Origin of the sequence: Pseudomonas sp. CHM02 (genome assembly GCF_000612585.1) — a bacterium.
Lineage (GTDB): Bacteria > Pseudomonadota > Gammaproteobacteria > Pseudomonadales > Pseudomonadaceae > Aquipseudomonas.
Genome location: NZ_JFCA01000061.1, coordinates 1 through 14,170, shown reverse-complemented (window position 1 = coordinate 14,170; position 14,170 = coordinate 1). Strand labels below are relative to the sequence as shown.

At 60.2% G+C, this 14,170-nt stretch carries 12 protein-coding genes; 3 read left to right on the top strand and 9 right to left on the bottom strand.

Annotation, left to right across the window (positions count from 1 at the left end; translation table 11 throughout):
- Positions 1-253 precede the first annotated feature (253 nt).
- The 8 genes from BM70_RS0127295 to BM70_RS0127260 form a co-directional block, all read right to left on the bottom strand.
- Positions 254-991: a secretin N-terminal domain-containing protein gene (locus tag BM70_RS0127295; RefSeq protein ID WP_025858967.1), complete on the bottom strand. Its 738-nt coding sequence runs from the start codon at positions 989-991 to the stop codon at positions 254-256.
- 280 nt (positions 992-1,271) lie between these two features.
- On the bottom strand, positions 1,272-1,694 hold the full coding sequence (locus BM70_RS0127290) for a GNAT family N-acetyltransferase (RefSeq protein WP_025858966.1): 423 nt from the start codon (positions 1,692-1,694) through the stop codon (positions 1,272-1,274).
- A complete protein-coding gene (locus tag BM70_RS0127285) occupies positions 1,687-2,853 on the bottom strand; it encodes a cupin domain-containing protein (RefSeq protein WP_025858965.1) in 1,167 nt (388 codons plus the stop codon). The genes BM70_RS0127290 and BM70_RS0127285 overlap by 8 nt, the downstream gene beginning before the upstream one ends.
- An 84-nt stretch (positions 2,854-2,937) precedes the next feature.
- Positions 2,938-4,308, bottom strand: a complete 1,371-nt coding sequence (gene purB / locus BM70_RS0127280; RefSeq protein ID WP_025858964.1) for an adenylosuccinate lyase — start codon at positions 4,306-4,308, stop codon at positions 2,938-2,940.
- A 125-nt stretch (positions 4,309-4,433) separates the two neighbouring features.
- Positions 4,434-5,057 carry a high frequency lysogenization protein HflD gene (gene hflD, locus BM70_RS0127275; RefSeq protein WP_025858963.1) on the bottom strand — a complete coding sequence of 208 codons (624 nt, stop codon included), beginning with the start codon at positions 5,055-5,057 and terminating at the stop codon, positions 4,434-4,436.
- Positions 5,054-6,178 (bottom strand): tRNA 2-thiouridine(34) synthase MnmA, encoded by a 1,125-nt coding sequence (gene mnmA / locus BM70_RS0127270; protein ID WP_025858962.1) that lies wholly within the window; start codon positions 6,176-6,178, stop codon positions 5,054-5,056. The genes hflD and mnmA overlap by 4 nt, the downstream gene beginning before the upstream one ends.
- Before the next feature lie 59 nt (positions 6,179-6,237).
- Positions 6,238-6,684, bottom strand: coding sequence for an NUDIX hydrolase (locus BM70_RS0127265; RefSeq protein ID WP_025858961.1), 447 nt, complete (start codon positions 6,682-6,684; stop codon positions 6,238-6,240).
- A 212-nt stretch (positions 6,685-6,896) separates the two neighbouring features.
- Positions 6,897-9,122 carry an NADP-dependent isocitrate dehydrogenase gene (locus BM70_RS0127260; RefSeq protein ID WP_025858960.1) on the bottom strand — a complete coding sequence of 742 codons (2,226 nt, stop codon included), beginning with the start codon at positions 9,120-9,122 and terminating at the stop codon, positions 6,897-6,899.
- A gap of 493 nt (positions 9,123-9,615) precedes the next feature.
- Between BM70_RS0127260 and icd the strand changes: the two genes are divergently transcribed.
- On the top strand, positions 9,616-10,872 hold the full coding sequence (gene icd, locus BM70_RS0127255) for an NADP-dependent isocitrate dehydrogenase (protein ID WP_025858959.1): 1,257 nt from the start codon (positions 9,616-9,618) through the stop codon (positions 10,870-10,872).
- A gap of 76 nt (positions 10,873-10,948) precedes the next feature.
- Here the strand turns inward: icd and cspD are convergent, their stop codons facing one another.
- Positions 10,949-11,209 (bottom strand): cold shock domain-containing protein CspD, encoded by a 261-nt coding sequence (cspD, locus tag BM70_RS0127250; protein ID WP_177326597.1) that lies wholly within the window; start codon positions 11,207-11,209, stop codon positions 10,949-10,951.
- A gap of 225 nt (positions 11,210-11,434) precedes the next feature.
- Between cspD and clpS the strand changes: the two genes are divergently transcribed.
- Both clpS and clpA read left to right on the top strand, forming a co-directional pair.
- Entirely contained in the window at positions 11,435-11,803 is a 369-nt protein-coding gene (gene clpS, locus BM70_RS0127245; RefSeq protein WP_005789091.1) for an ATP-dependent Clp protease adapter ClpS, read from the top strand.
- A gap of 29 nt (positions 11,804-11,832) precedes the next feature.
- Positions 11,833-14,103, top strand: a complete 2,271-nt coding sequence (gene clpA / locus BM70_RS0127240; protein WP_025858957.1) for an ATP-dependent Clp protease ATP-binding subunit ClpA — start codon at positions 11,833-11,835, stop codon at positions 14,101-14,103.
- Positions 14,104-14,170 lie beyond the last annotated feature (67 nt).

The following is a 14,170-nucleotide window of genomic DNA, read 5'->3' as shown; positions in this document are numbered from 1 at the left end:
TTAGCTTCCGTCCCTCGGGACAACTTCGTTCCAGTCGCAACCTCGTCAAACACGCCTTGTGGGCGGTACAGACACGAATCGGCTCAGGTGGGTAGCGTAGAGCGACGATCCGAAGGCCCTTGCCAGGGCCCCTGATTAGCGGGAGCGAGGCCATCATGCCCATGCTTTTTTGGATCGTCAAATGTTTTGTAGTGCTTTTTTTAAAGCACTACATCTTTAGTCTAATGCGACTCGCCAGTCAGTTTTTGGTGCTTCAGTTCAGGGTGTCGACCTTGACCCGCAAAGTCAGGTCGTCGCGGCCCTGGGTAGAGTAGCTGCGGGTTGTAGCGGATTTGTCGGCCTGGGTCTCGCGATTGATGCCGGCCAGGGAGATCCACTCGCCCAGGCGCCCGCTGACAGTTGTGTCGGTGCTCTGCACGTTCACTACATCGGGACGCTCCTGGCTCATGCGGTCACGGTTGGTACTGATCGCCAGGTGAACGGTCTCGCCGGTGACGCTGGCGGTCACATAGAAGCCCTGGGTCACGTTGCGATACTGGGTCTGGTTCTGCAGGCGGCCGTAGCTGTCCTGCTGGGTGGTGGTCAGCGGTACGCTCTGGCCGACCTGGATCAGCGCAGGTATACCTTCGCTGGCCTGGATCTGCTGGATGCCGCCGTCGCGGCTGGCAGTGCCATAGCTGATGATGCGGGTCTGGCTGTCGCCGCCGTTCTGCTGGTTGTTTTCGTTGGTGTCGACGGTGATCAGCAGGCGCTTGGCGGGGGTGTCCAGTTGGGAGAGCAGGGCGCGCAGGTCCTGGATTTTGGCGGGGTCGGCATTCACGATCAACTGGTTGCCGTAGGCGCTGACGGTGCCGTCCTTGCCGATGAAGTTCTGCGCCACGGGGAGCAGGTCGGCGCTGGTGCGGTTGCTCAGGTTGACGACTTCGGTGTCGGCCATCGCCGAGACGCTGGCGGTCAGGAGGAGGGCGGTGAGCAGGGTGCGTAGGGACATGTCCGTTATCTCTGCGAGTCAAAGGCTGGATAGTGCCAGTTTGTCGGCCTGGCTGGTGGCAAGTTTAGTGAGGATTGAGCCTGCTGTGCCGGGTAGAGCTGTTGTGGTGAGCGGGCTTGCTGTGGTGAGCGGGCTTGCCCCGCGCTGGGCTGCGCAGCCGCCCCATAAAAAAACGCCGCGTTCTTTCAGAAAGAACGCGGCGTCAGCTTTTTAGGGCTGCTACGCAGCCCGGCGCGGGGCAAGCCCGCTCACCACAGCAAGCTCGCTCACCACGGGGGAGTCAGCCCTCGCGCACCATATCTACGTGCGGAATCCCGACTTCAAGGAATTCGTCGCTGACGATCTTGAAGCCCAGTCGCTCATAGAACGGCGCCGCATACACCTGCGCGCTCAGGAACTGCTTGGCCTGGCCGCGCTTCTCGGCCACGCCGATCACCGCTTCCATCAGCTTGTCGCCGACTTTCAGCCCGCGCCAGTCCTTGAGCACCGACACGCGCCCGATCTCGCCGCTGGGCAGCAGGCGCGCGGTACCGATCGGAAAATCACCTTCGAATGCAAGGAAATGCACCGCGCCGGCGTCGTCCGCGTCCCACTCCAGTTCAGGTGGAACCGATTGTTCGGCGACAAATACCGCTTCACGAATGCGCCGAATCTCGTCGATATCCTTTCGCCAGTCCGCGACACTTACGTGAATCTTATTCATCGGCAAATCCCAGGCTTCCTTGCTTGACCAATTCGCACAGCAGATCGCGGCCGTCTTCGTCCGCCAGCCATTCGCCGAGGTTCTCGCTGTGCAGCGCATCAGCGGAGCACACCAGCTTCAGCAGCTCGCGCAGCTTGCCGGGCAGGTAGCGGCTCTGGCCACTGGCAAACAGCAGCACGTCGTCGTCGACTTCCGACCAGGCCAGGCGCGCGCTTGGGTTGCGTACCAGGATCGCGCCGTCTTGCAGGCTGTTGATGAAGTCTTCTTCGCCCAGTTCCTCACCGGCCACCAGTTCCGGGTAGCGCGGCTCGGTCATGAACTGGCCGAACCAGGTCAGCAGCATGCGCTCGTCGCTCATGTGCTCGGCCAGCAGGCTCTTGAGGCGGTCCAGCGCGTCGCCCTGAATCTGGTGCGGGTCGCTGACCGGTTGGGCGTCAGCGTCGGTGTAGCGCTCCTCGTCAGTCAGGTACTGGCTGAGGAAATCGGTGAAGTGGGTCAGTACTTCAGCGGCGCTGGGTGCACGGAAGCCCACGGAATAGGTCATGCAGTCGTCTTCGGCAATGCCGAAGTGCGCCAGGCGCGGCGGCAGGTAGAGCATGTCGCCCGGTTCCAATACCCATTCGGCGCTTTCTTCGAATTCGGCGAGGATGCGCAGGTCGGCGTGCTGCAGCAGCGGGCTCTCGGCGTTGCACATCTGGCCGATCTTCCAGTTGCGCTTGCCCTGGGCCTGCAGCAGGAACACATCGTAGTTATCGAAGTGCGGGCCAACGCTGCCGCCTGGCGCGGCGAAGCTGATCATCACATCGTCGATGCGCCAGCTTGGCAGGAAGCGGAAGTGCTCCAGTAGTTCGGCGACTTCCGGTACGAACTGGTCGACGGCCTGCACCAGCAGGGTCCACTCGCGCTCGGGCAGGGTGCTGAATGCATCTTCGGCGAACGGGCCGCGACGCAGTTCCCACGGACGCTCGCCGTGTTCGATCACCAGGCGCGACTCGACTTCTTCTTCCAGCGCCAGGCCGGCCAGTTCGTCGGCATCGATCGGGCTTTCGAAATCAGGGATGGCCTGGCGGATCAGCAGCGGCTTTTTCTGCCAGTAGTCGCGCAGGAATTCCCGCGCAGTGATGCCGCCCAGAAGTTGAAGAGGAATATCAGGATTCATGTGTAACCTATTGAAAAAAAGCACTTTTCAGACTGGAATAAAAACGCCCGGCGCGGCCGGGCGTCTCAAAGGGTCGAGCGATGATCAGATGCGCTTGGCTTGCTCGACGGCGTTGCCGATGTAGTTGGCCGGGGTGAGCAGTTTCAGCTCGGCCTTGGCAGCGGCTGGCATGTCCAGGCCGTCGATGAACGTTTGCAGTGCTTCAGGGCTGATGCCCTTGCCGCGCGTCAACTCTTTCAGCTTCTCGTACGGGTTCTCGATGTTGTAGCGGCGCATCACGGTCTGGATCGGCTCGGCCAATACTTCCCAGCAAGCGTCCAGGTCAGCGGCGATCTTCTGCTCATTGAGCTCGAGCTTGCTGATGCCTTTGAGGCTGGCTTCGTACGCGATCACGCTGTGGGCAAAGCCCACGCCGAGGTTGCGCAGCACGGTGGAGTCGGTCAGGTCGCGCTGCCAGCGGGAGATCGGCAACTTGCTGGCCAGGTGCTGGAACAGGGCGTTGGCGATGCCGAGGTTGCCTTCGGAGTTTTCGAAGTCGATCGGGTTGACCTTGTGCGGCATGGTCGACGAACCGATTTCGCCGGCAATGGTGCGCTGCTTGAAGTAACCCAGGGAGATGTAGCCCCAGATATCGCGATCGAAGTCGATCAGGATGGTGTTGAAGCGCGCAATGGCGTCGAACAGCTCGGCGATGTAGTCGTGCGGTTCGATCTGCGTGGTGTACGGGTTAAAGCCCAGGCCCAGCTCGTCTTCGATGAAGGCGCGGGCATTGGCTTCCCAGTCGATCTCCGGGTAGGCCGACAGGTGGGCGTTGTAGTTGCCTACGGCGCCGTTGATCTTGCCCAGCAGCGGTACGGCGGCGACTTGAGCGATCTGGCGCTCCAGGCGGTACACCACGTTGGCCAGTTCTTTGCCCAGGGTCGTCGGCGATGCCGGCTGGCCGTGGGTGCGCGACAGCATCGGCATGTCGGCGAAGCGGATGGCCAGTTCGCGGATGGCATTGGCGGTCTGGCGCATCAGCGGCAGCATCACGTCATCACGGCCTTCGCGCAGCATCAGGGCGTGGGACAGGTTGTTGATGTCCTCGCTGGTGCAGGCAAAGTGGATGAACTCGCTGACCTGGGCCAGTTCCGGCAGCTTGGCCGCTTGCTCTTTGAGCAGGTATTCGATGGCTTTGACGTCATGGTTGGTGGTGCGCTCGATCTCTTTCACACGCTCGGCGTGCTCCAGGGAGAAGTTTTCCGCCAGGGTGTTAAGCACAGCGTTGGCTTCGGCGGAGAACGCCGGCACTTCGCTGATGGCGGGGTGAGCGGCCAGGCGCTGGAGCCAGCGCACTTCAACCAGTACACGAGCACGGATCAGGCCGTATTCGCTGAAAATAGGGCGCAGGGCCTGGGTTTTGCCGGCGTAGCGGCCGTCAACAGGGGAAACCGCAGTGAGCGAAGAGAGCTGCATGGGGTGTTCTCGGACAGTCGGGCAACGAAATGGGGCGCGTATCATACATGAAAAAATCCGCCGGTCCGTTGCCAACTGACCGGCGTATTACGCGTAACGGCTTGAAAAAGGCCTGCTGGTGCGACTTATTCGTTGCGCATCAACGGGTAAAGCTCTTTGAGCAATTTGCGCCGGCTGATCACCAGTTGCCAACGATGACCGCCCAACTGGCGCCACAACCGCGCTGAACGAATACCGGCCAGGAGCAGGGCGCGGATTTTCGAGGCGTTGTTCGGTTGCTGCAGGTTGCGCATGTCGCCGTGGACCTGGATCCGCTGACGCAAGGTGCTCAAGGTGTCCTGGTACAGCGCGCCACAGGCCGCGATCACGTTTTCGTGGGCCGGGCCGAAGTGTTCCACCTGGGACTGGATCTGCGGCAGGCGCTTGCCGATGATCTCCAGCATGTCGTCGCGCTTGGCCAGTTGACGCTCCAGGCCGAGCATCGACAGGGCGTAGCGCAGTGGCTCACGCTGCAGGGTGCTGGGGTCGCGCTCCAGTGCGCCGATCAGCGCGCGGTAACCTTCGCGCAGCGCCAGGTCATCGCCACCATAGACTTCCAGGGTGTCCTTGGGGTCGCGGATCAGCAGGCTGCCGAGCATGCAGGTCAGGCCTGCCTCGGTGACCTGGCCGGTCTTGGCGATCTTGTCCACCAGCACCGCGGCGAGGAACACCCCGCCAAGTGCCGTCAATTGCTCCTGGGTCGGGCTCATGCCGGGGTGCTCCAGGCTTCGGCGACTTCAATCACGCCGCCGCCCAGGCAGATTTCGCCGTCATAGAACACCACGGACTGGCCAGGGGTGACCGCGCGTTGCGGGTCATCGAAGGTGGCGCGGTAACCGGTGGCAGTCTTTTCCAGAGTGCACGGCTGGTCGCTCTGGCGATAGCGCACTTTGGCGGTCAGGCGCCGTGGCGTGCTCAAGTCGATCGGGTTGACCCAGTAGATCTCGGAGGCGAGCAGGGCGCCGGAGAACAGCAGCGGGTGTTCGTTGCCCTGGCCGACGATCAGCACGTTGTGCTCCAGGTCCTTGACCAGCACGTACCACGGTTCTTCACCGGCATCTTTCAGGCCACCGATGCCCAGGCCCTGGCGCTGGCCGATGGTGTGGTACATCAGGCCGTGGTGGCGGCCGATCACTTCACCGTCAGTGGTCTTGATTTCGCCCGGCTGCGCCGGTAGGTATTGCTTGAGGAAGTCGCTGAAGCGGCGCTCGCCGATAAAGCAGATCCCGGTGGAATCCTTCTTCTTGGCGGTGGCCAGGCCGTGTTTCTCGGCGATCTTGCGCACTTCGGGCTTTTCCAGTTCGCCCACCGGGAACAGGGTCTTGGCGATCTGTTCACCGCCGACGGCGTGCAGGAAGTAGCTCTGGTCCTTGTTGGGGTCCAGGCCCTTGAGCAGTTCGGTGCGGCCATCGATATCGCGACGACGCACGTAGTGGCCAGTGGCGATCAGGTCGGCGCCGAGCATCATGGCGTAGTCGAGGAACGCCTTGAACTTGATCTCGCGGTTGCACAGGATATCCGGGTTCGGCGTACGACCGGCCTTGTATTCGGCCAGGAAGTGCTCGAACACGTTGTCCCAGTACTCGGCGGCGAAGTTGGCGGTGTGCAGCTTGATGCCAATCTTGTCGCACACGGCCTGGGCGTCTGCCAGGTCGTCCATCGCGGTGCAATATTCCGTTCCATCGTCTTCTTCCCAGTTCTTCATGAACAGGCCTTCCACCTCATAACCCTGCTCCATGAGCAGAACGGCGGAAACGGAAGAATCCACGCCGCCGGACATGCCGACGATGACGCGCTTCTTTTGTGTGTCAGAAGGGGCTGGATCACGCATAGGGTTTCAACGGGTGTCTTGAAAAAGGACGCGATTCTATCAGGCTGGAGCCGTCAAGGCTAAAGAGAAGGGCGGATCAATTCGAGACGGTGGCAGTGACCGGCCAGATAATCGTCGATACAGCGGATGATCAGCTCGCTGCGCCAGTCGTCGCGCAGGTCCATCAGTTCGTCGCGAGTCAGCCAGCGGGCCCGCACGATGCCTTCGTCGAGTTGATAATCCGGGTGGTGTTTCAGGGCTTTGGCGATGAAACACACGCGCTGGTAGGTCACGCCGTTGCTGGGCGCGGTGTACAGGTAAATACCGACGACGCCGGTGGCTTCGACGTCCCAGCCGGTTTCTTCGAGGGTTTCGCGTACCGCGGCTTGGGTGAGGGTTTCGTGCGGGTCGAGGTGGCCGGCGGGCTGGTTGAGCACGGCGCGGCCGCCCTTGAGTTCTTCGACCATCAGGAAGCGGCCGTTGTCTTCGACGATGGTGGCGACGGTGATGTGGGGTTGCCAGGTCATAAGCGGCCTCAAGATGGGTGTGGCTGGAGAAACTCAGTCGGTGTGGGAGCTGGCTTGCCTGCGATGGCGGTGGTTCAGTTGCAGTTGTATCAACTGGCAGACTGCAATCGCAGGCAAGCCAGCTCCCACATTTGATTGGGTTTGTTCAGTAAAAGCGGAGTGTAAATAAAAACCCCGGCACAGGGCCGGGGCTTCTTTGCATCCTTACAACCTTACTTCAGCTTGGCAATCGCCGCGTTGAGGGTGTTGCTTGGGCGCATGGCCTTGCTGGTCAGATCCGGGTTCGGCGCGTAGTAGCCGCCGATGTCCACTGGCTTGCCCTGTACGGCGTTCAGCTCGGCAACGATGGTCGCCTCGTTGTCGCTCAGGGTCTTGGCCAGTTCGCCGAACTGCGCCTGCAGTGCAGTGTCTTCGGTCTGGGCGGCCAGGGCTTGAGCCCAGTACAGCGCCAGGTAGAAGTGGCTGCCGCGGTTGTCGATGTTGCCGACTTTGCGCGATGGCGACTTGTTGTTGTCCAGGAACTGGCCGGTGGCCTGGTCCAGGGTCTTGGACAGCACCAGGGCTTTCGGGTTGTTGTATGTCACACCCAAATGCTCAAGGGATGCGGCCAGGGCCAGGAACTCGCCCAGGGAATCCCAGCGCAGGAAGTTTTCTTCCAGCAGTTGTTGCACGTGCTTCGGAGCCGAGCCGCCGGCGCCGGTTTCGAACAGGCCGCCGCCGTTCATCAGCGGCACGATCGACAGCATCTTGGCGCTGGTGCCCAGTTCCATGATCGGGAACAGGTCGGTCAGGTAGTCGCGCAGTACGTTGCCGGTCACCGAGATGGTGTCCAGGCCCTTGCGGGTGCGTTCCAGGGTGAACTTCATCGCGTCGACAGGCGACATGATGCGGATATCCAGGCCTTCGGTGTTGTGGTCTTTCAGGTAAGCCTGGACTTTCTCGACCACGACGCCATCGTGTGCACGCTGTGGGTCCAGCCAGAAAATGGCCGGGGTGTTGCTGGCGCGGGCACGGTTGACGGCCAGTTTGACCCAGTCCTGGATCGGCGCGTCCTTGGTCTGGCACATGCGGAAGATGTCGCCGGCTTCGACTTTCTGTTCCATCAGCAGGTTGCCCTTGCTGTCGGTGACGCGGACTACGCCGTCAGCCTTGATCTGGAAGGTCTTGTCGTGGGAGCCGTACTCTTCGGCTTTCTTCGCCATCAGGCCAACGTTTGGCACGCTGCCCATGGTGGTTGGGTCGAAGGCGCCATTGGCCTTGCAGTCTTCGATGACTGCCTGGTAGATGGTGGCGTAGCAGCGATCCGGGATCACGGCCTTGGTGTCGTGCAGCTGGCCGTCGGTGCCCCACATCTTGCCGGAGTCACGGATCATGGCTGGCATCGAGGCGTCGACGATCACGTCGCTCGGCACGTGCAGGTTGGTGATGCCTTTGTCGGAGTTGACCATCGCCAGGGAAGGGCGAGCGGCATAGACCGCCTGGATGTCAGCTTCGATCTGCGCTTGCTGCTCGGCCGGCAGGGCCTTGATGCGAGCGTACAGGTCGCCGATGCCGTTGTTCAGGTTGAAGCCGATCTGCTCCAGCACGGTGGCGTGCTTGGCCAGGGCGTCTTTATAGAACTCGGCCACGATCTGGCCGAACATGATCGGGTCGGAGACCTTCATCATGGTGGCTTTCAGGTGAACCGACAGCAGCACGCCTTGTTTCTTGGCGTCTTCGATTTCAGCGGCGATGAACGCGCGCAGGGCTTTCTTGCTCAGCACGGCGGTGTCGATGATTTCGCCGGCCTGTACCGACGTCTTTTCCTTCAGGACGGTGGCGGTACCGTCTTGAGCGATCAGCTCGATTTTGACAGCGTCAGCGGCTTCGATCTGCACGGCCTTTTCGCTGCCGTAGAAGTCGCCGTTGCTCATGTGGGCGATGTGCGACTTGGAGTCGGCAGCCCAGGCGCCCATCTTGTGCGGGTGCTTGCGTGCATAGTTCTTGACCGACAGCGGTGCGCGGCGGTCGGAGTTGCCTTCGCGCAGTACCGGGTTCACGGCGCTGCCCTTGACCTTGTCGTAACGTGCACGGGTTTCTTTTTCCGCGTCGGTGGTTACGGTTTCCGGGTAGTCCGGCAGGGCGTAGCCCTGGGCCTGCAGTTCCTTGATCGCGGCTTGCAGCTGCGGGGTCGAGGCGCTGATGTTAGGCAGCTTGATGATGTTGGCTTCAGGCGTAACGGCCAGGTCGCCCAGTTCGGCGAGGTGGTCCGGGATAGCCTTGGTGCCCAGTTGCTCGGGGAAGCTTGCGAGGATGCGCCCGGCGAGGGAGATGTCGCGGGTTTCCACGGCAATATCAGCGGAAGCGGTGAAGGCCTCTACGATAGGCAGCAGTGAATAGGTGGCGAGGGCTGGGGCTTCGTCGGTGAAGGTGTAGATGATCTTCGAGCGGGTGGGCATATTCGGATTAACTCTCTTCTTTGCTGAAAGCGTGCGCAGAAACTCGAGATGCGCCGGGTGGAGCGCGTTCGTTCAAAGTCATCCATGAGCGAAATGTCGAGGTTTCTTCGCGGTGATGTTGGGTTGCATCAGTCGAGCGTCAAGCGGGTGGACTATTGTTTAGTCCGGCTTTTCTGGCGGAGGGCACTGTTATAGAGCGGTCGGCCGTCGTGACTCTTTGGTCAGCGGCGGCATTATACATAGGTCGCTATGCTTACGCCGAGCCTTCATACAAAAGGTGTGTCGTCCATTGGTCTAAAGGTCGCAGGGCCCAGGTTGCGACCAAAGTCGCACGATGTGCTCGAGATTGGCGATTTTGCCTTTGCTTTCAGGCTTGTAGGCGACAAATTATGCTGTTTTCGATGCAAATGAGCATGGCGTGAGGTTTCAGTCGCCATTTATCTGGAGTAGGCTCGAACGCAGCCAGATGTTCAATCCATAGATGGAGTTCAGCATGGGATACAAGAAGATTCAGGTTCCGGCAGTCGGCGACAAAATCACCGTCAATGCAGACCATTCTCTCAATGTTCCTGACCAACCGATCATCCCTTACATCGAAGGTGACGGTATCGGCGTCGACATCAGCCCGGTGATGATCAAGGTGGTCGACGCAGCTGTTGAAAAGGCCTACGGCGGCAAGCGCAAAATCTCGTGGATGGAGGTTTATGCCGGCGAGAAAGCGACTCAAGTCTACGACCAGGACACCTGGCTGCCCCAGGAGACCCTGGATGCGGTCAAGGATTACGTGGTGTCCATCAAGGGCCCGCTGACCACGCCGGTCGGTGGCGGCATCCGTTCGTTGAACGTGGCCCTGCGTCAACAACTCGACCTGTATGTATGCCTGCGCCCGGTGCGCTGGTTCGAAGGCGTGCCCAGCCCGGTCAAGAAGCCTGGCGATGTGGACATGACCATCTTCCGTGAAAACTCCGAAGACATTTACGCCGGGATCGAGTGGAAGGCCGGCTCGCCCGAAGCGGTCAAGGTGATCAAGTTCCTCAAGGAAGAAATGGGCGTCACCAAGATCCGTTTCGACCAGGATTGCGGGATTGGCGTGAAGCCTGTCTCCAAGGAAGGGACCAAGCGTCTGGCGCGTAAAGCCCTGCAATATGTAGTGGATAACGACCGCGACTCGCTGACCATTGTGCACAAGGGCAACATCATGAAGTTCACCGAAGGTGCCTTCAAGGAATGGGCCTACGAAGTGGCGGCCGAAGAGTTCGGGGCCACGCTGCTCGACGGCGGCCCGTGGATGCAGTTCAAGAACCCGAAGACCGGCAAGAACGTGGTGGTCAAGGACGCCATCGCCGATGCCATGCTTCAGCAGATCCTGCTGCGTCCGGCTGAGTACGACGTGATCGCCACCCTCAACCTGAACGGTGACTACCTGTCTGATGCCTTGGCGGCGGAAGTGGGCGGTATCGGTATTGCGCCGGGTGCCAACCTGTCGGACACCGTGGCGATGTTCGAGGCGACCCATGGTACTGCGCCCAAGTATGCGGGCAAGGACCAGGTCAACCCGGGTTCGTTGATTCTGTCGGCGGAAATGATGCTGCGGCACATGGGCTGGACCGAGGCGGCGGACTTGATCATCAAGGGCACCAACGGTGCGATCTCGGCCAAGACCGTGACCTATGACTTCGAGCGTTTGATGGACGGTGCGAAGCTGGTGTCGTCGTCGGGCTTTGGTGATGCGCTGATCTCGCATATGTAAGCGATTGGCAATAAAAAACCGGCCATACCGTAAACGGAATGGCCGGTTTTTAATCAGGCGCTTGCTCGGTGGCCGATCAGGCCAGTTGCTTTTTTGATTTTTGAGCGACGCCGTCTTTTGCTGTGCCGATGGTGACTGGCGCACTGATTGCGATTGCGTGCTTTCCTTTGGGTCCCTGAATAATGTCAAAGGAGACCGGCTGCCCTGCTTTCAGCGTTTTATAACCGTCCATTTGGATCGCTGAGTAATGCGCAAAAAGGTCTTCCTGCTTGCCGTCTTCAATAATGAAGCCGTACCCTTTGGCATTGTTGAACCACTTGACCTTACCGCTTGCCATGCCCATATCCCTCTGCACCAGACTCCATCACTGGAGTATCATCCAGTTTATCCGTCCTAACCCGAATAAATAAGGTTGACTGCGCGGACCTTTTTTACCCACTGTGGGTTCTATTGGTTGTAACACCGTTTCGCCGATAGTCAAGGCGACCGGCCGGTCAGCAGTTGAAATTCTGACAGGTCGCCCCCACCACTGTATTTGAACCACTGACGAACCTTTCTTTCCATGCATGCAAACAGCCAGATTCGACTAACATTCAATCAGGATCGACCGGATCAGGAACATGATGACGACGGTTCTGCAGGCATTGCTGTTCAGGAGGCCAAGCCTGCTCTACAGGCGCCGCCGATGTACAAGGTGGTTTTGTTCAATGATGACTACACACCGATGGATTTCGTGGTCGAAGTGCTCGAGGTGTTTTTTAACCTGAACCGCGAGTTGGCGACCAAGGTAATGCTGGCCGTTCACACAGAAGGACGGGCAGTATGTGGAGTGTTTACCCGCGACATCGCCGAGACAAAGGCCATGCAGGTCAACCAGTACGCCAGGGAAAGCCAGCATCCGCTACTCTGTGAAATCGAGAAGGACGGTTAACGCCGACCACTTGGGTATGAGGTGAAGCTATGTTAAACCGCGAGCTCGAAGTCACCCTCAATCTTGCCTTCAAGGAGGCCCGTTCGAAGCGTCATGAGTTCATGACCGTCGAACACCTGCTGCTGGCACTTTTGGATAACGAAGCTGCCGCCACCGTTCTGCGTGCGTGCGGCGCCAACCTCGACAAGCTCAAGCACGACCTGCAGGAGTTTATCGACTCCACCACGCCACTGATCCCCGTACATGACGAGGACCGTGAGACCCAGCCAACGCTGGGCTTCCAGCGGGTATTGCAGCGTGCTGTTTTCCACGTTCAGAGCTCCGGTAAGCGTGAAGTCACAGGCGCCAATGTGCTTGTGGCGATTTTCAGCGAACAGGAAAGCCAGGCAGTGTTCCTGCTTAAACAGCAGAGCGTTGCCCGTATCGATGTCGTCAACTACATCGCCCACGGTATCTCCAAGGTGCCTGGGCACGGCGATCATTCCGAGGGTGAGCAGGATATGCAGGACGACGAGGGCGGCGAGTCTTCTTCTTCGGGCAATCCACTGGATGCCTATGCCAGCAATCTCAATGAACTGGCGCGCCAGGGGCGGATCGATCCGCTGGTGGGGCGTGAGCTTGAGGTTGAGCGCGTAGCGCAGATCCTTGCGCGTCGTCGCAAGAACAACCCGTTGCTGGTGGGTGAGGCAGGCGTGGGTAAAACCGCGATTGCCGAAGGCCTGGCCAAGCGTATCGTGGATAACCAGGTACCGGACCTGCTGGCCAATAGCGTTGTCTACTCCCTTGACCTGGGCGCCTTGCTCGCCGGGACCAAGTACCGTGGCGATTTCGAGAAGCGCTTCAAGGCGCTGCTCGGCGAGCTGAAAAAACGCCCGCAGGCCATCCTGTTCATCGATGAAATCCACACCATCATTGGTGCCGGCGCGGCATCCGGTGGGGTGATGGATGCCTCCAACCTGCTCAAGCCGCTGCTGTCGTCGGGTGATATCCGTTGCATCGGTTCGACCACGTTCCAGGAGTTCCGCGGCATCTTCGAGAAAGACCGTGCCTTGGCGCGGCGCTTCCAGAAGGTCGACGTGTCAGAGCCTTCGGTTGAGGACACCATCGGCATCCTGCGCGGGCTCAAGGGGCGTTTCGAAGCGCACCATGGTATCGAGTACACCGATGAGGCGTTGCGTTCGGCGGCCGAGCTGGCGTCGCGCTACATCAACGACCGCCACATGCCGGACAAAGCCATCGACGTGATTGACGAGGCGGGCGCCTACCAGCGCCTGCAGCCGGTCGAGAAGCGTGTCAAACGCATCGATGTGCCTCAGGTCGAGGACATCGTGGCCAAGATTGCGCGGATTCCGCCAAAGCACGTCACCAGTTCCGACAAGGAGCTGCTGCGTAACCTGGAGCGCGACCTCAAGCTCACCGTGTTCGGCCAGGATGCCGCCATCGACTCGCTGTCCACCGCGATCAAGCTGTCGCGTGCGGGCCTCAAGTCGCCGGACAAGCCTGTCGGTTCGTTCCTGTTCGCCGGCCCGACCGGCGTCGGCAAGACCGAGGCGGCGCGGCAGTTGGCCAAGGCCATGGGGATCGAGCTGGTGCGGTTCGACATGTCCGAATACATGGAGCGCCACACTGTGTCGCGCCTGATCGGTGCGCCTCCGGGCTATGTCGGTTTCGACCAGGGCGGCCTGTTGACCGAGGCGATTACCAAGCAGCCGCATTGCGTATTGCTGCTCGATGAAATCGAGAAGGCCCACCCCGAAGTCTTCAACCTGCTGCTGCAGGTGATGGACCACGGCACCCTGACCGACAACAACGGGCGCAAGGCGGATTTCCGCAACGTGATCGTGATCATGACCACCAACGCCGGTGCCGAAACGGCCGCGCGGGCTTCGATCGGCTTCACGCATCAGGATCACTCTTCCGATGCCATGGAAGTGATCAAGAAGAGCTTCACGCCGGAGTTCCGCAACCGCCTGGACACCATTATCCAGTTTGGTCGCCTCAGCCATGAGGTCATCAAAAGCGTGGTGGACAAGTTTCTCACCGAGCTTCAGGCGCAGTTGGAAGACAAGCGCGTGCAGTTGGACGTGACGGACGCGGCGCGCAACTGGCTGGCAGAGGGTGGCTACGACGCTGCAATGGGCGCTCGCCCAATGGCACGTCTGATCCAGGACAAGATCAAGCGGCCATTGGCCGAAGAGATCCTGTTCGGCGAACTCTCCGACCATGGTGGCGTGGTGCACATCGACCTGAAGGACGGCGAGCTGACCTTCGAGTTCGAAACCACGGCTGAAATGGCCTGATCGATAGCTGCAATAAAGCAAAGGCGCCGAAAGGCGCCTTTTTGCGGTCTTGAAAACGATGAGGATC